Here is an 18,219-nt window from a genome sequence, read left to right as displayed (position 1 = left end):
TGTATGTATTTTACAATGAGTATAGCAGATATGTTTAGGAGAAGTCAAGATAATACAAAACAAAAAAGTTTAATATTTTCCGAAAAGCCACTTGACACAAGCAAATATGCTTAGTATAATAAGTTTGAATTAAACAAATAAGTTTAATAAAAACAAAATGACCGTCCGAACAGTATAAACCGCCAAGACCTTGCCAGACGGCAAGCGAGCGCCTGATCTATTACGGTATATCGGGACAGCACAGTGCCGAACAGGGAATACCTGCTGGAACTTCATTCGGATAGAACGGCAATCAAAAACGAAAGAAAGGACTGATTATATGAAAAACAGATTTATTTGTGCCGAAGAAGTGGCACAGGAACTAAGCGTATCAAAGCCGTATGCTTACAAGCTAATCCGTCAGTTGAATGAGGAACTGAAAGAAAAAGGCTTTATTACTATTTCAGGACGGGTAAACCGCCAGTATTTCTATGAAAGGCTCTACGGAGCAGGAAAGGAGGATGAATAATGCCGGTATTCAAAAACGAGAGCAATGGAACATGGTATGTGATGGCGAGATATGTCAACTGGAAAGGCGAGCGTAAGCAGAAATGCAAGCGTGGATTTTCTACCAAGAAAGAAGCACAGGAATGGGAGCGAATGTTTCAGTTGCAGAACTCCTCTGATATGGATATGAGTTTTGAAGCTTTTACCGAACTGTATATCCGGGATATGAAAAGCCGTCTGAAGGAGAATACATGGCTGACAAAGGAGCATATCATCCGCACAAAGATTTTACCTTATTTCGGCAAGTTGAAAATCAGCGAGATTTCTACAAAAGAGGTTATCGCATGGCAGAATGAGATGCTTGCCTATCGGGACGAAAAGAAAAAGCCATACTCACAGACCTATCTGAAAACGCTGCACAATCAGTTGTCCGCTATCTTCAATCATGCGGTGCGGTATTATGAGCTGCGTTCCAATCCAGCCGCTAAAGCGGGAAATATGGGAAGTGAGGAACACAAGGAAATGCTGTTCTGGACGAAAGAAGAATACAAGAAATTCTCATTTGAGATGATGGACAAGCCTGTTTCCTTTTACGCTTTTGAAATGCTCTACTGGTGCGGCATCCGTGAAGGAGAACTGCTGGCACTGACCGCCGCTGATTTCGATTTTGAGAAAGAAACGGTCAGAATCAATAAGTCCTATCAGCGATTACACGGCGAAGATGTGATTACCACACCGAAAACAAAGAAAAGTAACCGCATCATCAAAATGCCGAAGTTCCTATGTGAAGAAATGCAGGAATATTTGCAGATGCTTTACGGATTGAAGAAGAAAGACCGAATCTTTACAGTCACAAAAAGTTATCTTCATCACGAGATGGACAGAGGTGCGAAAGCCGCAGGCGTAAAACGAATCCGTATCCATGATTTACGGCACAGCCACATCAGCCTGTTGATTGATATGGGATTTTCAGCGGTGGCGATTGCAGACCGTGTAGGGCATGAAAGCATTGACATCACTTACCAGTACGCTCATCTGTTCCCGTCAAAGCAAACGGAAATGGCAGATAGATTAGACGATTTAGGGAAAGGAGAGATTGAAAATGTCAGCTAAGAACAGAGATAACAAAAACCGTTGGAGAAACATCACAGTAGGGTTTCGGGTATCGCCCGAAGAAAATGAACTCATTAACAAGGCAGTTGCCTTATCGGGACTGCCAAAGCAGGAATACTGTTACCGCCGCTGTCTGAATCAGGATGTAGTGGTACAGGGCAATCCCAGAATATTCAAGGCACTTAAAACGGAACTTGCCACTGTGCTCACAGAATTAAAGCGGATTGAAGCAGGAAACGGTGTGGATGAAGAACTGCTGAATGTCATTGAACTGATCGCTGTTATTATGGGCGGTCTGAAAGGAGAGGACGAGGATGGAAAATAAAAAAGAAAAGACTGCCCCGGATGTATCTGTTGGCGCAGATACGGAGCAGCCAATTCGTAAAAACACTACAAGTAGTATATCCGAGAATGGTGGAAATATCAAGAGTTTTGAGGAATTGCAGAGAGAAATGCAGTTGCGATCAGACCCGTCCTATCTCCAGACAATCTCCATGAATGAACTGTTTGACACACAGTATCGGAGTAAGCAGCCGTTGATTGACGGTCTGCTCTACCCCGGCACTTATATCTTTGCAGGTTCGCCCAAACTGGGGAAGAGCTTTCTGATGGCACAGCTTGCCTACCATGTCAGCACAGGTACACCGCTTTGGAATTATACCACCCGAAAAGGAACGGTGCTGTATCTGGCACTTGAGGACGATTACCGCCGCTTGCAGGAGCGTCTGTACCGGATGTTCGGGACAGAAAGTACCGATAATCTTTACTTCTCTGTTTCTGCCAGCCAGCTTGGAAATGGACTGGGTGAACAGCTTGCAAGATTTGTGGCAGAGTATAAGGACACGAAGCTGATTATCATTGATACGCTTCAGAAAGTGCGTGAGGTTGGCGGCGATAATTACAGTTATGCAAATGATTATCAGATTATGGCAAGACTGAAAAGTTTTGCGGATGCTCACGGACTTTGCTTACTGCTCGTACACCACACGAGAAAGCAGAATGCGGATGATAAGTTTGACATGATTTCCGGGACAAGCGGACTGCTTGGGGCGGCAGACGGAGCGTTTCTTCTTCAGAAAGAAAAACGGACAGGCAATGCCGCAACACTGGAAGTATCGGGCAGAGATCAGCAAGACCAGAAGCTGTATCTTATCCGCAATACAGAAACATTGTTGTGGGATTTGCAAAAGGCAGAAACGGAATTATGGAAAGAACCGCCAGAGCCGTTACTGGATGAGATTGCGGAGCTTGTTATGAAAGACAATCCTTATTGGGAGGGTTCTCCAACGGCACTTGTTGCACTGATAAATGTGGACATTCAACCTCATGTTATTACAAGAAAGCTGAATGTTCTTGCAGGAAGGTTGTATGCAGAGCATGGGATTCTCTTTCGGAGTGAGCGTGTCCATGAGGGACGGAAACTAAGGCTCTGGAAAGACAATACAGAGAATGCGTGACAGTACGTGACGGTTGTGACGGTATTTTTGACAGCGGGGCGGTATCAAAATAACCGTCACGACTGTCACATACCGTCACGGAAAGGATGGATAAGATGGGAAATGTGCAAATATCACAGGAATTATTTATGCAGTTGCTCCGCTTTCACTTGGTTGAAGATGGGAGCTGTGAGAAAGAAATCAAGCAGGGATTGGAGAAAAAACTGGACAGAATGGTCATGCGTGACCTGTATGGAAAATTTAAAACTGCTCCGACAGAGGAAGAACGGGAACGGGCGAGAAAAGAGTATCTGGACAGACGTGGAGTGCCGGAGAGTTTCCGATGGTAATTCTTCCTTGGTGATAAGAACAGGAGCGTGGCACGCCCCTGTTAAGCATAGACAAGGAGAAATCTGGAAAGGAGAATCATGCAATGAGAGAAGGAAGATTAGGTTATAACTGTGAAAATGGAAGATATGGATTGCTGTCAATGGACTTATGGATTGATACGGGATTTCACTGCGGAGAGTGTATGGAAGTTCTGGTAGATGATCAGTGGGTAAAGACCAGGATGGAAATGAATCTGGCGAGGGAATGGTATCTGGTGGGAACGCCCTATTGCGGTGATCTGGAGTATGTACGGGCAAGGATACCGGAATAAATCAGACAGAAAAGTAAAGAATCGGTTTGGTGTCAGGGATAAAAAATAAGCCCGGATACGGGCAAATAAAAAGGGCGGATACGCCCAAAATAAAAAGTCCAAGCCGGAACATGACAGAGGAAGATAGCACCTTATAAAGCCCTCGGCGTTTGAGAGCGAAATACACCCATCGCACAAACTTCGTTTATGCTCTGTGTATTTCGCCCTTGCAGGGGGCAACCGCCGACAGGCGGATAGTTCGTAAACAGGTGCCTATGCACCTACTCACAGCAAAGCAGGCGAGAGCCGGAAAGGAGAATGCTTATAGGCAGACATTCATTTATCAGACAAAACAAGCTGTCTGATGTGGCAGGAAGAATTGACTATATTTCCAATCCGAAAAGACAGGAACATCTCTATGCTACCTATCAGACGGAAGGAGCAACATCAGAGTTCTGGAAAAATCTTGCCAGAGAGAATCAGTTGGATTTTAAGGCAAGCGAAACAGCAGGGAAATGTATTGAAGGACGAGAGTTTATCATTGCACTTCCAGAAAGTTTTGTTGAGTACAAGGCAGATGATGTAGTAAGGCTTTTCACGGACTGCTTTCATAAAAGGTATGGTGTAGAATGTAGTGCGGCACTTCACCATAACAAAAGAATGACCAATTACCATATCCATCTTGTATTCAGCGAACGGAAAATGCTGGAACATCCCGAAGTGAAAATTGCCATCAGAAATATGTTTTATGATGAGCAGGGAAAGCACAGACGCACGAAGAAAGAGATTTTAGATGAGCAGGGAAATCTTCGGGTAGGATGCAGCATTATTCCCAAAGGGGAAGTTTATGAGAGCCATATTTTTACGAAGAAAGATGAATGGTTTAAGAACGATGCTTTTACCAGAGAAGTGAAGGAAATGTTTACGGAAATCATCAACAGTCATGTGAAAGAAGAATCCGAAAAGCTGTCTGTATTTCAGCAGGGCGGTGTGTATCTGGCAACGAAGAAAATCGGGAAGAATAATCCGAAAGAAGCAGAAATACGGGCAGATAATGCGGCAAGGCAGGAATGGAATCGGACGGTTGATGTGGCATTAGTCGAGGGCGTTCCCGAAGAAGATATTTTAACGGTCAAGCGGGAAAAAATCACTGACAAAACGCTGCAATCAATAAGGACACATGGTTGGCTGCCGGATATGTTTCAGCAGATTATCCGTGGTGCGAAAGACTTCTTACAGGAAATGATTTTCAAATTTAAGCTGCCGCCAAAGCCAGTACCGAAGATTGATTTACAGGAATGGAATGATATGCGGAAGCTGATGGAGAAACTTCAGAAGCAGTCACAGGCGATGAAGTCCACGCAACAGGAGCTTTCCTTGTTGAAGAAACAGCTTTCCGAGACAACAGGATTTTTCAAAGGAAAAGTACGGAAATCCTTAGAGGGCAAAATTGAACAGGCAGAGAAACAGGAAAAACGTATTCATACAGATATGGAACAGATGGTAACACAGGCAGGATATCCAGATGTTCAGTCCTTTGCAAAGACGTATCAGAAATCGGAAAAACTGGTCAGGGAATATAATGAGGAGCTGCGAGCATGGGAAAATCAGACAGAGCAGAAGAAAGAGCCGTCATCAGAACCGCCGAAAAAGGCAAGCATACGGGAAAAATTGCACCGCTATCAGCAGGAAAGCAGACAGCAGCCGAAACGGTCAGTTAAAAAGAAATCTATGGATAGAGAACGATAAGAAAGGTGGAAATGATTATGAAGAAAACAATTTTTGAAGAAATGGGCGGCACTTATATCAGACACGGGGATTATTTTATCCCCTGTCTTACCTTGACGGAGGAAGAACAGAGATTTATCGGCGTATGGGGACAAAGACATTTACGCTATCTGAAAGAATATCGTAGAAGTGTATATTTGAATTTACTTACAAGTGGCAGGCTGAATAGTTATCTTGCAGATATAGAAGAACAGGCACAAGAACGCTTTGAAAGGATTATAGAGCAGATGAAACAGGAGCAGGGCATTACAGAACAGTTAAAGGCAGAAAATCAGATGGAATGGGTATCGAGAATGAACAATATACAGGCGTGTGCAAGAGAGGTTGTGAACGCCGAATTGATTTATAACTAAAAGAAAAGAGATTTTGGATAAATGCTTGACTGTAAACCTTGTTTATAGCTTATTCTTAAGATAAAATAGAGTTGCTTGAAAGGAGTGCATAACATGACAATAAAAGATGTAGAAGAACGAACAGGTTTATCCCGTTCTAATGTCCGTTTTTATGAAAAGGAAAAACTCGTTGAGCCTTCAAGAAATGAAAGTAATGGTTATAGAGATTATTCTGAAAATGATGTGGAAAATATAAAGAAGATAGCATATCTGCGTACATTGGGAATTTCTATTGAGGATATACGAAGTATTATATCTGGGAAAGTAACTTTGCAGGAAACGCTTGAGAAGCAGAATGAAGTATTAAAAAGTCAGATTACTGATTTGAATAAGGCGAAACTCATGTGCGAAAAAATGCTGGATGAAGAAAGTATTAGTTATGAAAAATTACAGGTAGAACAATATGTAACAGAGTTGCAGGATTATTGGAAAGATAATCAAACTGTTTTCAAATTGGATTCAGTCAGCTTTTTGTATATATGGGGAAGTATGCTTACTTGGATAACGATTACCGTATTATGCTTGATTATTGGGGCGTTGTCTTATTCTAAGCTGCCAGTAAAGATTCCGGTACAATGGAGTAAAGGTGTGGCAACATCTTTGGTGAATAAAAACTGGATTTTTATTTGTCCCGTTATCTGTATTATAATCCGTTATTTATTAAAACCTTTTATTTATGCCAAATTACAGATGAACAATTATTATGGAGATATTATAACAGAGTATTTGACAAATTATATGTGTTTTATTGTGTTGTCGGTAGAAATTTTCTCCATACTTTTTACTTTCGGAGTGGTAAAAAATATTGTTGTACTGTTATTTGTGGACACAGTAGTTTTTATTGGATTGTTAGTCGTTGGGCTGACGAAAATGGATTTGAGAGGAAAAGAAATTTTATGATTCAGATTTCAAATTTAAGTAAAAAATATGGTGAAACGGTTGTTTTTTCGGACTTAAACTATACATTTGAAAATGCTTGTATTTATGGACTTGTTGGAAGAAATGGAGCTGGAAAGACTACTCTTTTAAATATACTTTCGAATTATGACAAAAATTATACAGGAGTAATCTCTATCGACAGAAAAAAGATGAATAAGGTTGATTATCTTGATATGCCGGTCGCCTATGCAATGGATCAACCAAGTTTTTTTAATGAGCTGACGATATATGAAAATCTTCTTTTGATTGCTTCAAGCAGAAAGATAAAAAAACAAGAGGCATTTGATAAAATCGAGAGGATTTTAGATGGGTTGGGATTAAAAAAGTATGAGAACTATTCTCCGTTAGAACTTTCAAAAGGTACAATGCAACGGTTAAATAATGCTTGTGCAATGATACAAGAAGAAAAAATTACTATTTTTGATGAACCATTTTCAGGACTTGATCCTGTCCAAATGAAACTTTTAGAAAATGTAATAGTGGAGTTTCACAAGAAAGAAAAAGGAATTTACATTATTTCAAGCCATGATATAGAGTGTTTACAAAATGTTTGTGACAAGTGTCTTTTGTTACATAACGGACAAATTAGAGAAATCAATATGGAGAAAGTTGACAGAGAGGAAATAGCAAAAATTTTATCTGAAGGGGAGTAAGTATGTATCAGTTGCTTTTGAAACAGAGATTCAAATTTGCAGTTAGAATGGTCAAACGAAATATAGGTGCTTATCTTATACTGATTGCTATTGTGCCATGTATTCTTATATTGCAATCTATGATTCAGAAAAACTATGGAATGGATATTGCTGTTTTTATACCATATGGTATTCTCTGTTTCTTGTTTATGAATTTGTTTGGAACAATACCAAGAATGCGTATTTCTCCTGAAACTTATATTTGGAAAATAGAAAAAACATATATTTGGAGAGTGAAGAAGATAGGAAAAAGCATGGTACTGACGTTGAGTGTTGCGTTGATTTTATTTTGGGCTTTTCAAATGGAGGGAATGGTCTTAAGACAGTTTATTGTGGCTATGCTTTGTAACCCAATTGTCAATATGCATACGGTTTTATCAACACAATATAAATATCGGGATATTATGAATATATGTATGTTGGCAGTAGTAATGATTTGTTTTTTTTATGGAAGTGTATTTGTTACCAGTATATTATTGATCATTTACGGATTATATTTTATTTTATATCCTTATTTTAGCTATCAAGCAATTATCCCGTTCTTTCAACAATATAATCAGATGTTATATGGATTTTTGAATAGAGAATATGATACAGTTTTGCAAACGCAGGATGAAGTGTTCTTCCAAAATAATCAGAAAGAAATGAAAGGACTGATGAAGAAATATTATGGCAGCCGCTATCGTTTTTTGATGGTTTATGAGGTGGTTAGTATTGTCAGAAGAAAGAAACAGATTATGTATCAGTATTTTGCGATTGTTTTAATCACAATGTTATTATCGCAGATAGACGGAAAATATATTGAGTATGTATTATTGTTTTCTATATTGATATTAGGACAGAATGTTGTCAGCTATAATGTGCAAAATGAATTACGTTTAGTTAGAAAAGGATTTCCGCTCAGATATTCTTTAAAAGAAAAATTACAATGTAAGTCAGTTATTGGAATGTTCTTGTTGTTACTTCCAATGCTCTGTTATTGGATAGCGTATAAAATTGAATTATTTAGTATTATCCTTTGGATATGGATACCGATTCAGAGTATTATAATATATACAGCAAAGAACCGACTGCAAAGGTTACTATATATACTTCCGTTTTATATTTTGTCATTGTTATCTATGAGAGTATGGCAGATGTTTTTTTAACAATAAGATTATTGATTTTCTAAGCAAAACCGCTTATAATTTGAGTCGGTACATATTGCTATTATCCACAGTTACAGGGCGTGTGTTATCAATGCCGATAACAAAATGATAACATTAGCCTGTATAGGCAGGATAATATGGATAAATCAAATAATTAAAAGAAAAGCGAACACGGCAACAAATAATCTCTAAACAAAATTGATTAGTGATTGTCGAGTTTGAATAAAAAAATGGAGCTCGGAAATCCAGTGTTTATGCGGGTTTCCGGGCTCTTACTATGTGGTTGAGTACAGATTGAGTACAAAAACTTAACGTTTTCTTCTTTTGGGAAGTGAAGCTTTAAAAAATCGGATTAGAGGATAGTGGATAGTCATAGGCATTGTAGGACTCAAATCAGTATCTCCTTTAAATGAAAACCGAGGGTTAGAGCCATAATTTCCAATAACACCAATTTCATATAAATCTTTAAGAATATGTGGAGTTTTTCTGTTTTTAGCTAAGGTTTCAACTTCTTCAAAAAAGTCCCTATTACTATCAATGTTATTTTGGAAATTTTTTATTTCAAAAGGCAAGGCTAAACTGGTTAATGATTTCTTGATTCCTTCAACTTCTGCATCAGAATACTTTGCAGTTAATACTTCTTCAAATTCTATCCAAGACTCTTCCGCATATGTTTTTCGTACTGAATCAAATATTTCTTGATCGAAAAATGATTTTTGCCCGTGTTGTTTTTGTATTATAGAAAAAAGACGAATGATGTCACGTGGTTTATACCATGTTTGATCTAATAAGTAATTTTCTATAGGAAGTTTGCTTTCCCCTATTGTAGGAACAAAATAGGTATTCCAAATATCAGTAGATTCTTGCAATCCAGCTAATTTTTCGCTGTAATGAATTCTTTTTTCTAACATCTTTAGTAGGGGATGATTACGGATATTTCCGCCTTTCTGCTCCCATGAAATAGTTACACCAAAATCTAAAATGACTTTATTAATCTCCATTCCTTTAGAAATGATATTTTTGTAAACTTCATTTCTGATTGTTGCGATCAAATGAACATTATAGTTTTGAGTACGATTAATTTCGTTAAGAGATTCAATTGCAAAAATTAAATCTCTAATTAGCGTGATATCGCGTTGGTAATCTTTATTTTTCTTTAGAGATAATTCAAGTTCATCTACTAATATGTATATAGTATTTTCAACTGGTTTCAAATTAGTATATAAAAATATAATTTGTTTGGCGACAGAGGAAAAAGATGCAGTAGTTTTAGATGAATCTGTCCATTCAAAGTCAAAGTTAATTTTACCAAAATCGCTAAGATTAAGTTCCAGATTTCCACGTTTCATTTTAGGTAGAATCTTTTTTATTTGGTCAGCAGCATTGTTTTCTCCGTATACAGCTTTGATTAAAGAGCATAACTTTATCCAAGTATCATCAGTTCGATCAAAAACTCCATATTCAGTCTGAGATAATCTATTTATGATAACTTTAATTAAATAAACTTGCCACGCAAGTGTACAATTCAAAGAAATATCTGTAGGAATATCGCTTTCAATCACTTCTTCAAAACTGTTTGAAGGTACTGCAGTTCTTTTTAATTGATTTCTTTGTTCTGTATCTACATCTTTTTTAAATCGAATAAATTCTGTGAAATTAGTTTCTGGATTTTCGAGAATTTTACTTTCTATATATTTGAGTAACATTGTTTTTCCAGTACCTTTATTTCCGAATATATAATAGGTTGTTCCATCAAGTATTTTATCAATAGGTACATTTGGAAATTCAAAAAATAGTCCTTTGCAAGTATCTTGACCGTATTCAAGGAATTCATTGTATCCATCAATTTTTCCCAAATACATATCTTTTATCATTAATGATGCCATAACGTCTCCTTTTTTTTAATTATTTAAAGTGGCAATAATGCTCGTTGCAACTCTAATTCCACTTTTTCTTTCGTCTCTGCTATTTCATCTATAGTTGCCTGTGTAGCTTCATTTGGATTATCACCAGCGGATTTCAATGCACTCTGGTAGATGTAATTCATTTTTTCCCATTTCAATAAGTCATTAAATACCTTATAACTTCTGATTTTCAGCAATGCGTCCTGCAAGGACAAGGTATGTGCTTTCCCTCTGGCCGTATATTCGATTTCAAGATAAGAAGAAAGCACCGGATTCAGTTGGATGGATACGGTATCATCTTTTAACATCTTGTCTTCTCCACGATCTCCGCTGATCTGGAGGATGCCGGAATTGCAAAGAACCATAAGTACACCCATCAGATCACCGACTGTTTCCAGACGAAGCCCGGCAGTATCACTGCCATTCAAAGCATTATAACTGACACCGAGTGCAGCTGCAATTTTCTCTAACTGAGGAGGTTGTGGCTGCATTTTATTGGTTTCGTATTTTCGGATAGAAACCGGATGGATACCGGTCAGCTCAGCCAGTTTATCTTGCGTGATTCCGATTTGCTTTCTGCAGTATTTGATTTTTTCTCCTATGGTCATTCTTATCGCCCTCCATGTATCGAGATGGCTACATTATACCATGTTTTAAAAAATTTTTCTACTAGCATTTCAAAATACTTGACAATAGCGAAGTCGCTACATATAATGGGGATATAAAATGTAGCGACAACGCTATAAAAAGAAAAGGAGGATGCATATATGGCAGAAAACAACAAGATTTATATTACTGCAAATGAACTCGCAGAAATGCTGGGTGTTTCTGTAGGTCATGCTTACAAGCTGATCCGTAAGCTGAATCAGGAACTGGAAAAAGAAGGATTTTTGGTGATTGCGGGCAAAGTTCCCAGACGCTATTTTGAAAAACGCTGGTATGGGTTCAGTGCATAGGAGGTGGTCGAATGAAAGCGGAAAAAGATAAGAAAACCGGGAAATGGTTGATTCAGTATCGTTATACGGATTGGCAGGGAAAACGCCGGAAATCCACTAAAAGAGGTTTTGCGACCAAAAGAGAGGCGGAGGAATGGCTTCGAAATTTCCTTATTACGCAAAAAGCGGACTTTGATATGAAGTTTGAGGATTTTTGGAAGATGTACTGTGCAGATATGGAGACTCGCCTGCGGGAGCATACCATGAGAACGAAAAAGTATATCGTGGAGCTGAAAATTCTCCCGTATTTCGGGAATAAGCGGGTAAATGACATTACTGCAGCTGACATCCGTCAATGGCAGAATGAATTGATTAAAATGGGCTATTCACCCACTTATCTGAAAACAATCAATAATCAGTTGAGCGCAATCTTTAATTATGCGGTTCGATATTACGATTTGAAAAGTAATCCCTGTGCAAAAGCCGGAAGTATGGGTAAGAGCAAGGCAGAAGAAATGGATTTCTGGACAGGAGAGGAATTTAGGAAGTTTATCGACAGTGTCATGAACAAAAGACTTTCTTATATGGCATTTATGACCTTGTACTGGACGGGGATGCGTATGGGAGAGCTTCTGGCTCTGAATCCGAAAGATGTAGATCTTGAAAAGAGAACAATTTCTATCACAAAATCATATCAACGTCTTGGCAAGAAAGATGTGATCACTCCACCAAAGACACCGAAAAGCAAGAGAGTGATTACCATTCCAGAGTTTCTGGCTGCAGATATCAAAGATTATATGGACAGCTTATATGAGTTGCAGGAGAACGACAGGTTGTTTCCCATTACAAAATATTATCTGGAGCATGAAATGCAGAGAGGAATTAAAGAAAGTGGAGTAAAGCGGATAAGGGTACACGATTTGAGGCATTCCCATGCAAGTATGTTGATTGAACTGGGATTTTCACCGTTGGAGATTGCGAATCGGCTTGGACATGAAAAAGTGGAAACTACGCTGAATACCTGCGCGCATCTTTATCCAAACAAACAGACAAAACTGGCTGAACGGCTGGACAGTGAATACAGGGAGGATTTGTAATGAGTGGATTAGATAAAGATAGAAAACGCAATCAGACAGTTTGTTTCCGGATGACACCTGAGGAACGCAGAGAATTAGAAGCGCGCATTATAGTGAGTGGACTGCCGAAAGGAAACTATTTCATTCAGTCTGTACTCCATCAGGAAGTAAAGATTGCGGTCGGTAAATATCAAAGTGATCGGTTAAGCCTTGAAATACGGCGGCTGTGGGAGCGTTTGGATTATCTGGAAACAGAGGATTTATATGAGGTACTGGCAGACTGCCGGGCACTAATGAAACAGGTAATTGAAATCACTGGTAATGGTTGTTTAGCAGCTTGGACAGCAAGTGATTTTAAAACAGAGATATTGGAAGATGAAAAATAAAAGCCTTTAAGTATCGGCAAACACCTAAAGGCGGAGACTTGGTAGAAAATCCAAATCAATCACTGAGGTTATTCTACCAAAGTCTCCACCATCTTTCAACAGAAAATGGAGGTAATTTTGGATAACAGAAGAAACGAACCGAATTTAAAACTAATAAATATGGAACAAATAGAGATAGAAAAAATAGGCTGGCTGCTTTATCCCTTTATTCCCTTTGGGAAAGTTACGATCGTGCAGGGAGATCCCGGTGAGGGCAAGACCACAATGGTGTTGCAGATTATTGCAAAGCTGACAAAAGGTGAGGCAGTATTACCATCGGGCAGTGATGAACCAGCCTTGGAGGAAAAAACAATGGATCTGGAGCCGGTAAATGTAATTTATCAGACTGCAGAGGATGGATTGGGAGATACCATTAAGCCTCGACTTCTTTCCGCAGGTGCAGACTGTTCCAGAGTGATGGTGATTGATGATAACGATCAGGCGCTGACTATGATGGATGCCAGATTAGAAGAAGCCATCATACAGACAAAAGCACGCCTTGTAGTTTTAGACCCGATACAGGGGTTTCTGGGGACTGATGTAGATATGCACAGGGCAAATGAAATCCGCCCCTTGATGAAGCGTGTGGCTGTGCTTGCTGAAAAATATCATTGTGCGATTATTTTAATCGGTCACATGAACAAAAACAGTAATGGGAAATCGTCATACCGTGGACTTGGCTCTATTGATTTTCAAGCAGCAGCCAGAAGCGTGCTGATTGTCGGAAGGATCAAGAATGAACCGGAAATACGTGTTGTGTGTCATGTGAAAAGCTCCCTTGCACCGGAAGGAAAATCCATTGCATTTCGTTTAGACAAAGATACTGGATTTGAATGGATTGGGGAATATGACATCAGTGCAGATGATTTGTTGAGCGGAGACAACCGGGGACAGAAAATTCATGCAGCAAAGGAATTTCTGAAGGAAGTCCTGGCATCTGGTTCTGTAGCACAGACAAAGGTGGCAGAAGAGGCGGAAAGCAGGGGAATTAAAAAGAAAACACTATGGAATGCGAAGAAGGAACTGGAAATTGATTCTGTAAAAATTGGTAACCAGTGGTTCTGGATGTTGCCTGAATAATATTGGGAAGATGGCAAGATTACCATCTCTTTAAGAACAGGGAATCTTGCTATCTTGAAAGGAGCTATGGATGAAAAATGTACAAATACCACAGGAATTATTTATGAAACTGCTCCGATATCATCTGCTTGATGATGATAGTTGTACTGAAGATGTGAAAAAAGGATTGGAGCAGAAAATGAAAACTATGGTGGAACGTGAATTATATACGAAATCAAAAACCGCTCCAACAGAGGAAGAACGGGAAAAAGCCCGACAGGAGTATCTGGACAGGCGGGGAATACAGGCTGACTTTCGATGGTAATTCTTCTTTGAATGCCATATGACAGGGGCGTGGCACGCTCCTGTATAAATGGCAGACAAGGAAAAGTTGCAGATATGAGGACGGAAGTACACCGACCGCAGGGAGGAATAGCACCGCAGGGCGCAAGGGTACTTTTGATGGACGGTACGGCTGTCGAAAGTGCTTTTGCGTTACTTTTGACAAAAGTAACAAAACCACCCTGACGGGCACGAATACATTTTATGTGCCGTATCCGGCACTGTTTAGAGAATGTGAGGTGAAAAATAGGATGATGAAAAGAACAATCAGCGGTATGACTGGAACAGGTTCTCTTGCTCATAACAGACGGGATTTTATTGCAGAAAATGTTAATCCGAATAGAGTATATCTGAACATCTGTTACCGGGATGAAAACCTAAAGGATGTTTACAAAGAACTGTTTGATGAATCGGTAGAACGATATAATGTCGGGAAAAGAAATGACCGGAAGATTACGAATTATTATGATAAGATCCAGCATGGAAAGCAGGAGAAGTTGTTCCATGAGGTGATTTTCCAGATTGGAAATAATAAAGATATGGCTGCAGGGACACCAGACGGAGATCGTGCGGTGAAAGTATTAGATGAATATATGCAGGATTTTCAGAGACGAAATCCAACACTCCGGGTATTTTGCTGTTATCTGCATCAGGACGAAGCTACCCCACATCTACATATTGATTTTGTGCCTTATGTGACCGGGTGGAAGGGAAAAGGAATGGATACAAGAGTTTCGCTGAAACAGGCATTAAAAAGCCTTGGATTTCAAGGTGGTGCCAAGCATGATACAGAATTGAATCAATGGATTAATCATGAAAAAGAAGTTTTGGCAGAGATTATGGAGCGGCATGAAATCGAATGGGAGCAGAAAGGAACTCATGAAGAACATCTGGATGTGTATAATTTTAAGAAGAAGGAACGTGCAAAAGAAGTAAAGGAACTGGAACAGAAAATAGAAAATTTGACAGCAGATGTAGAAGCGGCAGAATCAGATATAAAGGCGCTTAAACAGGAAAAAGCTGATGCAAAAAAAGCCAGAGATCAAGTCAGGGAAAGCAAAGAACAGGTGGAAAAAGAGCTGAAGCATATGGAGAAGCAACGGAATCAGTTGCAGCCCATCATAAATAGTATTGATAAGGAATTAAAGAATTCCGGGCAAATTAAATTAGTGTTGCCAGAAGTCGGGGCACTGGAACTGGCGTCTACATACCGCAATAAAAAGATTAAACCTCTGTTCGCTAAGATGAAGCATTATATTGCAGGATTAGCTGCAAAGGTGATAGAACTTTCCAGAGAAGCAGAAAAATGGAGAGATAAATATCAGCAGTTGAAGAAAGATTATGATGATCTGGAAAAGGATGCTGATAAGGTGGCGGATCTGTGCAATCAGTTGTGTGATGATGTAGATAAGCTGGAAGTAATATCAGATAAATATAATAGAGCACTGCGGATATTTGGGAGGGATACTATAGAGTCGGCAATCTGGCATGATATTCAGAGGGAAAAAGCATTGGAAGAACAAAAACGGAAAGAGCAGATACCGAGAAAACTGAGTGACAGGCTGCAATGGGACAGAGAAAGAAGCCGGAAGTACAATATGCAGCAGAAGAAAAATAAAACTAAACGCAGAGGAATGGAGTTGTGAGAATATGAAGAAATATTTGTATTATGGGAATGACGGATTAAGTTACATGTTGCATAGAAATTATTATTTGAGTGGTTTGGTTCTTATCAAAAAATTGTACACAATGAGTATAGAATTCTGTGGAAAGTTATTTTCGGGTTATTTTGGTGGTGAATATAAGAATGGTGTTTGGAATGGGAGTGTGATAAAATAAGAAAGAAATCAATTGGTAATTATTGTAACTTTATGGAATAGTGATAGAAAGATTTTTTTGGGGATGGAGTTCTATGAAATTTGAATACATACCTAAGATTCGTGCGCAAGAATCGTTTGGATATATCGATTTTCCAGATAAGTTTTACAGATTTATAGATGAATTTAACATTGTAGGTGTTAGATGGTTACAACCTACAACCATCAGTGCATCTAATTTTTTGAGAGTACTTCAGGAGGGTTCATCAGCAAAGGCACGTGGATATGGAAGAGGTAAAAACAAAGAGAATGATGAATTATCGATTCAAATGCAGGATTTTTATCAACCCCTTCTGGATCATGGTGCTTTATGGAAAGTGAAAAATGACAATGTGATATGTACTGCAATGCCATATGGTGATAGGGAATCTATCACTGATGGGTTTTATAGAATGGTTAATATGTTCCATTATCCGGAAACAATGAAGATGGAGTTTTTAGATGATAAATATCGATTTCGGATTAACGGTGATCATATGATTGCCATCTATTGTGATTCATCACAAGAGAATTTTAACCCGAATTGCTCAGATAGAAAATTGGGAATTATGAGGTGAATTTATGCATTTTGGATTTTCCTATATTGGCTTGATGTTTCTTATCATGTTAATAGTTCCGAATCTGTTTTGGACGAAGAATCAGCCCAAAGACTATGAAAAATATGTACATAATGAAAGCAAAATCTTGCTGTTATTTGAGAGAGTTGGCGAAGTTTTAGTGACTTGTTTGTTGCTGATTTTCAAAGATTTTAACATTCAAGGCATTTCTGCATGGATGATTTGGCTGATTACGGCATTTGTGTTGATGATTATGTATGAATTATACTGGGTACGGTATTTTAAAAGTGAAAAGACGATGAAAGATTTTTACAGCAGTTTAATGGGTATTCCTGTTGCAGGTGCTACTCTTCCGTTTGTTGCGTGCGGTTTGATTGCTATATATGGACGGAATCCAATTTTATTTGTGGCTGCAATAATACTGGGGGTAGGGCATATCGGCATTCACTTAAATCATAAAAAAGAGTTATAAATGCTGGTTATGATAAGAAATTTATAAAAGTGTCTCATTGCATAGAATAGGAAAAATGTATATCCTTAGATCAGGAGGTGGCGGATATGGCTAATGAAGATAAGAAGGATTTTAATGCAATGTTGCATGATAATAAAGATATGCCAAAGTTCCAGATAATTACGGATGAAAAGAGCATTGAGAAATATGGTGGAAACAGGATGTATTTTGCACCACCCATTGCTTATGATGAAGTGATGAAAAAAATTCCATATGGCAAAGTGATTACAGTTGGAAAGATAAGAGAATTTTTTGCGAAAGAGAATGGTGCAGATTTTACGGAACCTATAACTGCCGGAATTTTTGTATCTATTGCTGCATGGGCAAGCCATCAGAGATTGGAAGATAAAACGCCTTACTGGAGAACACTGAAAGCAAATGGTGAATTGAATGAAAAGTATCCAGGCGGTACCCGGAAACAAAAAGAAAAACTGGAAGCAGAGGGTCATATTATCATTCAAAAAGGGCGAAAAAGTATCAGGTATTACGTTAAAGATTACGAAGATTTTCTGTTTGAAATGGATTAATCTGTGCCAGACACGCAATGTCCGGTCGAAAATCAGGTGATTCTCGGTTTATGTCGTGGGGTTTTCTGAAATAATTGGTAAGCTGTAAGTGAAAGAGAGGTAGAAACGTGGACACAAAAAAGATAGGAGCTTTTTTGAAACAATGCCGTAAGGAAAATAATCTTACACAAGAACAGCTTGCAGAAAAGTTTGGTGTATCGGCAAGAACCGTTTCCAGATGGGAGACAGGAGTTTCCCATAGTTAAAGATACCACACCAAATATGATGAACCCACGCTTATACACTACCAGCTATAATAAACCGCAAGGACAGCAATTTGATACTGCTGTCCTTTCTTTTATAAAATTGCAGTACACAGAAAAAAGCTGTAAA

The 18,219-nt window shown here is 38.7% G+C and carries 23 protein-coding genes; 21 read left to right on the top strand and 2 right to left on the bottom strand.

Annotated elements, in window-relative coordinates; translation table 11 throughout:
- Nucleotides 1-319: 319 nt before the first annotated feature.
- From DWZ38_RS06280 to DWZ38_RS22720, 11 genes are all read left to right on the top strand, one after another.
- The gene (locus DWZ38_RS06280) at nucleotides 320-508 is read left to right on the top strand and encodes a hypothetical protein (protein WP_015540713.1); all 189 of its coding nucleotides are present in this window, start codon (nucleotides 320-322) and stop codon (nucleotides 506-508) included.
- Entirely contained in the window at nucleotides 508-1,599 is a 1,092-nt protein-coding gene (locus DWZ38_RS06275; protein WP_117739262.1) for a site-specific integrase, read from the top strand. The genes DWZ38_RS06280 and DWZ38_RS06275 overlap by 1 nt, the downstream gene beginning before the upstream one ends.
- Nucleotides 1,589-1,924: a hypothetical protein gene (locus DWZ38_RS06270; protein WP_015540715.1), complete on the top strand. Its 336-nt coding sequence runs from the start codon at nucleotides 1,589-1,591 to the stop codon at nucleotides 1,922-1,924. Before DWZ38_RS06275 ends, DWZ38_RS06270 begins: the two co-directional genes overlap by 11 nt.
- Nucleotides 1,914-3,056 (top strand): helicase RepA family protein, encoded by a 1,143-nt coding sequence (locus DWZ38_RS06265; protein ID WP_117850998.1) that lies wholly within the window; start codon nucleotides 1,914-1,916, stop codon nucleotides 3,054-3,056. Before DWZ38_RS06270 ends, DWZ38_RS06265 begins: the two co-directional genes overlap by 11 nt.
- 95 nt (nucleotides 3,057-3,151) lie before the next feature.
- Nucleotides 3,152-3,385: a hypothetical protein gene (locus DWZ38_RS06260; RefSeq protein ID WP_015540717.1), complete on the top strand. Its 234-nt coding sequence runs from the start codon at nucleotides 3,152-3,154 to the stop codon at nucleotides 3,383-3,385.
- An 83-nt stretch (nucleotides 3,386-3,468) separates the two neighbouring features.
- A complete protein-coding gene (locus tag DWZ38_RS06255) occupies nucleotides 3,469-3,696 on the top strand; it encodes a DUF5348 domain-containing protein (RefSeq protein WP_015540718.1) in 228 nt (75 codons plus the stop codon).
- Nucleotides 3,697-3,993: 297 nt separating this feature from the next.
- Nucleotides 3,994-5,424, top strand: a complete 1,431-nt coding sequence (locus DWZ38_RS06250) for a MobA/MobL family protein (protein WP_117850996.1) — start codon at nucleotides 3,994-3,996, stop codon at nucleotides 5,422-5,424.
- Nucleotides 5,425-5,441: 17 nt separating this feature from the next.
- A complete protein-coding gene (locus tag DWZ38_RS06245) occupies nucleotides 5,442-5,816 on the top strand; it encodes a TnpV protein (RefSeq protein WP_015540720.1) in 375 nt (124 codons plus the stop codon).
- A gap of 93 nt (nucleotides 5,817-5,909) precedes the next feature.
- Complete coding sequence (locus tag DWZ38_RS06240) at nucleotides 5,910-6,755, top strand: MerR family transcriptional regulator (RefSeq protein ID WP_015540721.1); 846 nt, start codon at nucleotides 5,910-5,912, stop codon at nucleotides 6,753-6,755.
- Nucleotides 6,752-7,447: an ABC transporter ATP-binding protein gene (locus DWZ38_RS06235; protein ID WP_117850994.1), complete on the top strand. Its 696-nt coding sequence runs from the start codon at nucleotides 6,752-6,754 to the stop codon at nucleotides 7,445-7,447. The genes DWZ38_RS06240 and DWZ38_RS06235 overlap by 4 nt, the downstream gene beginning before the upstream one ends.
- A gap of 2 nt (nucleotides 7,448-7,449) precedes the next feature.
- Nucleotides 7,450-8,634 carry a hypothetical protein gene (locus DWZ38_RS22720; protein WP_243000170.1) on the top strand — a complete coding sequence of 395 codons (1,185 nt, stop codon included), beginning with the start codon at nucleotides 7,450-7,452 and terminating at the stop codon, nucleotides 8,632-8,634.
- Between the two features lie 308 nt (nucleotides 8,635-8,942).
- On the opposite strand, the gene DWZ38_RS06225 is transcribed toward DWZ38_RS22720, so the two are convergent.
- Both DWZ38_RS06225 and DWZ38_RS06220 read right to left on the bottom strand, forming a co-directional pair.
- Nucleotides 8,943-10,520, bottom strand: a complete 1,578-nt coding sequence (locus tag DWZ38_RS06225; RefSeq protein ID WP_117850992.1) for a hypothetical protein — start codon at nucleotides 10,518-10,520, stop codon at nucleotides 8,943-8,945.
- A gap of 23 nt (nucleotides 10,521-10,543) precedes the next feature.
- Nucleotides 10,544-11,146 (bottom strand): helix-turn-helix transcriptional regulator, encoded by a 603-nt coding sequence (locus DWZ38_RS06220; RefSeq protein WP_117850990.1) that lies wholly within the window; start codon nucleotides 11,144-11,146, stop codon nucleotides 10,544-10,546.
- A gap of 159 nt (nucleotides 11,147-11,305) precedes the next feature.
- On the opposite strand from DWZ38_RS06220, the gene DWZ38_RS06215 reads away from it, so the two are divergent.
- The 10 genes from DWZ38_RS06215 to DWZ38_RS06165 all read left to right on the top strand — a co-directional run bounded on the left by DWZ38_RS06215 (nucleotide 11,306) and on the right by DWZ38_RS06165 (nucleotide 18,092).
- Nucleotides 11,306-11,494: an HTH domain-containing protein gene (locus tag DWZ38_RS06215; RefSeq protein WP_117449617.1), complete on the top strand. Its 189-nt coding sequence runs from the start codon at nucleotides 11,306-11,308 to the stop codon at nucleotides 11,492-11,494.
- Nucleotides 11,495-11,505: 11 nt separating this feature from the next.
- Entirely contained in the window at nucleotides 11,506-12,570 is a 1,065-nt protein-coding gene (locus DWZ38_RS06210) for a site-specific integrase (RefSeq protein ID WP_117850988.1), read from the top strand.
- The gene (locus tag DWZ38_RS06205) at nucleotides 12,570-12,935 is read left to right on the top strand and encodes a hypothetical protein (RefSeq protein WP_117850986.1); all 366 of its coding nucleotides are present in this window, start codon (nucleotides 12,570-12,572) and stop codon (nucleotides 12,933-12,935) included. Before DWZ38_RS06210 ends, DWZ38_RS06205 begins: the two co-directional genes overlap by 1 nt.
- 159 nt (nucleotides 12,936-13,094) lie before the next feature.
- Nucleotides 13,095-14,054 carry an AAA family ATPase gene (locus DWZ38_RS06200; protein ID WP_347518975.1) on the top strand — a complete coding sequence of 320 codons (960 nt, stop codon included), beginning with the start codon at nucleotides 13,095-13,097 and terminating at the stop codon, nucleotides 14,052-14,054.
- 70 nt (nucleotides 14,055-14,124) lie between these two features.
- Entirely contained in the window at nucleotides 14,125-14,358 is a 234-nt protein-coding gene (locus DWZ38_RS06195; protein WP_117850982.1) for a complexin-2, read from the top strand.
- A gap of 268 nt (nucleotides 14,359-14,626) precedes the next feature.
- On the top strand, nucleotides 14,627-16,021 hold the full coding sequence (locus DWZ38_RS06190) for a plasmid recombination protein (RefSeq protein ID WP_117850980.1): 1,395 nt from the start codon (nucleotides 14,627-14,629) through the stop codon (nucleotides 16,019-16,021).
- A gap of 266 nt (nucleotides 16,022-16,287) precedes the next feature.
- The gene (locus DWZ38_RS06180) at nucleotides 16,288-16,809 is read left to right on the top strand and encodes a hypothetical protein (protein WP_117850975.1); all 522 of its coding nucleotides are present in this window, start codon (nucleotides 16,288-16,290) and stop codon (nucleotides 16,807-16,809) included.
- Nucleotides 16,810-16,813: 4 nt separating this feature from the next.
- Nucleotides 16,814-17,281, top strand: coding sequence for a hypothetical protein (locus DWZ38_RS06175; RefSeq protein WP_117850973.1), 468 nt, complete (start codon nucleotides 16,814-16,816; stop codon nucleotides 17,279-17,281).
- Between the two features lie 86 nt (nucleotides 17,282-17,367).
- Nucleotides 17,368-17,847, top strand: coding sequence for an MGMT family protein (locus DWZ38_RS06170; protein ID WP_117850971.1), 480 nt, complete (start codon nucleotides 17,368-17,370; stop codon nucleotides 17,845-17,847).
- A 107-nt stretch (nucleotides 17,848-17,954) separates the two neighbouring features.
- Nucleotides 17,955-18,092: a helix-turn-helix transcriptional regulator gene (locus DWZ38_RS06165; RefSeq protein WP_243000169.1), complete on the top strand. Its 138-nt coding sequence runs from the start codon at nucleotides 17,955-17,957 to the stop codon at nucleotides 18,090-18,092.
- The last annotated feature ends 127 nt before the right edge of the window (nucleotides 18,093-18,219 follow it).

Origin of the sequence: Ruminococcus sp. AF31-8BH, assembly GCF_003460605.1 — a bacterium.
Taxonomy (GTDB): Bacteria; Bacillota; Clostridia; order Lachnospirales; family Lachnospiraceae; genus Blautia_A; species Blautia_A acetigignens.
The sequence above is the reverse complement of the archived record's forward strand: the minus strand, read 5'-3'. Positions and strand labels throughout refer to the sequence as shown.

Coding starts and splice junctions, on each gene's coding strand:
- DWZ38_RS06215 (WP_117449617.1), top strand. CDS start 11,306: ATGGCAGAAAACAACAAGATTTATATTACTGCAAATGAACTCGCAGAA.
- DWZ38_RS06195 (WP_117850982.1), top strand. CDS start 14,125: ATGAAAAATGTACAAATACCACAGGAATTATTTATGAAACTGCTCCGA.
- DWZ38_RS06180 (WP_117850975.1), top strand. CDS start 16,288: ATGAAATTTGAATACATACCTAAGATTCGTGCGCAAGAATCGTTTGGA.
- DWZ38_RS06235 (WP_117850994.1), top strand. CDS start 6,752: ATGATTCAGATTTCAAATTTAAGTAAAAAATATGGTGAAACGGTTGTT.
- DWZ38_RS06265 (WP_117850998.1), top strand. CDS start 1,914: ATGGAAAATAAAAAAGAAAAGACTGCCCCGGATGTATCTGTTGGCGCA.
- DWZ38_RS06250 (WP_117850996.1), top strand. CDS start 3,994: ATGCTTATAGGCAGACATTCATTTATCAGACAAAACAAGCTGTCTGAT.
- DWZ38_RS06240 (WP_015540721.1), top strand. CDS start 5,910: ATGACAATAAAAGATGTAGAAGAACGAACAGGTTTATCCCGTTCTAAT.
- DWZ38_RS06255 (WP_015540718.1), top strand. CDS start 3,469: ATGAGAGAAGGAAGATTAGGTTATAACTGTGAAAATGGAAGATATGGA.
- DWZ38_RS06270 (WP_015540715.1), top strand. CDS start 1,589: ATGTCAGCTAAGAACAGAGATAACAAAAACCGTTGGAGAAACATCACA.
- DWZ38_RS06170 (WP_117850971.1), top strand. CDS start 17,368: ATGGCTAATGAAGATAAGAAGGATTTTAATGCAATGTTGCATGATAAT.
- DWZ38_RS06220 (WP_117850990.1), bottom strand. CDS start 11,146: ATGACCATAGGAGAAAAAATCAAATACTGCAGAAAGCAAATCGGAATC.
- DWZ38_RS06205 (WP_117850986.1), top strand. CDS start 12,570: ATGAGTGGATTAGATAAAGATAGAAAACGCAATCAGACAGTTTGTTTC.
- DWZ38_RS06175 (WP_117850973.1), top strand. CDS start 16,814: ATGCATTTTGGATTTTCCTATATTGGCTTGATGTTTCTTATCATGTTA.
- DWZ38_RS06275 (WP_117739262.1), top strand. CDS start 508: ATGCCGGTATTCAAAAACGAGAGCAATGGAACATGGTATGTGATGGCG.
- DWZ38_RS06245 (WP_015540720.1), top strand. CDS start 5,442: ATGAAGAAAACAATTTTTGAAGAAATGGGCGGCACTTATATCAGACAC.
- DWZ38_RS06225 (WP_117850992.1), bottom strand. CDS start 10,520: ATGGCATCATTAATGATAAAAGATATGTATTTGGGAAAAATTGATGGA.
- DWZ38_RS06210 (WP_117850988.1), top strand. CDS start 11,506: ATGAAAGCGGAAAAAGATAAGAAAACCGGGAAATGGTTGATTCAGTAT.
- DWZ38_RS06260 (WP_015540717.1), top strand. CDS start 3,152: ATGGGAAATGTGCAAATATCACAGGAATTATTTATGCAGTTGCTCCGC.
- DWZ38_RS22720 (WP_243000170.1), top strand. CDS start 7,450: ATGTATCAGTTGCTTTTGAAACAGAGATTCAAATTTGCAGTTAGAATG.
- DWZ38_RS06200 (WP_347518975.1), top strand. CDS start 13,095: ATGGAACAAATAGAGATAGAAAAAATAGGCTGGCTGCTTTATCCCTTT.
- DWZ38_RS06280 (WP_015540713.1), top strand. CDS start 320: ATGAAAAACAGATTTATTTGTGCCGAAGAAGTGGCACAGGAACTAAGC.
- DWZ38_RS06190 (WP_117850980.1), top strand. CDS start 14,627: ATGATGAAAAGAACAATCAGCGGTATGACTGGAACAGGTTCTCTTGCT.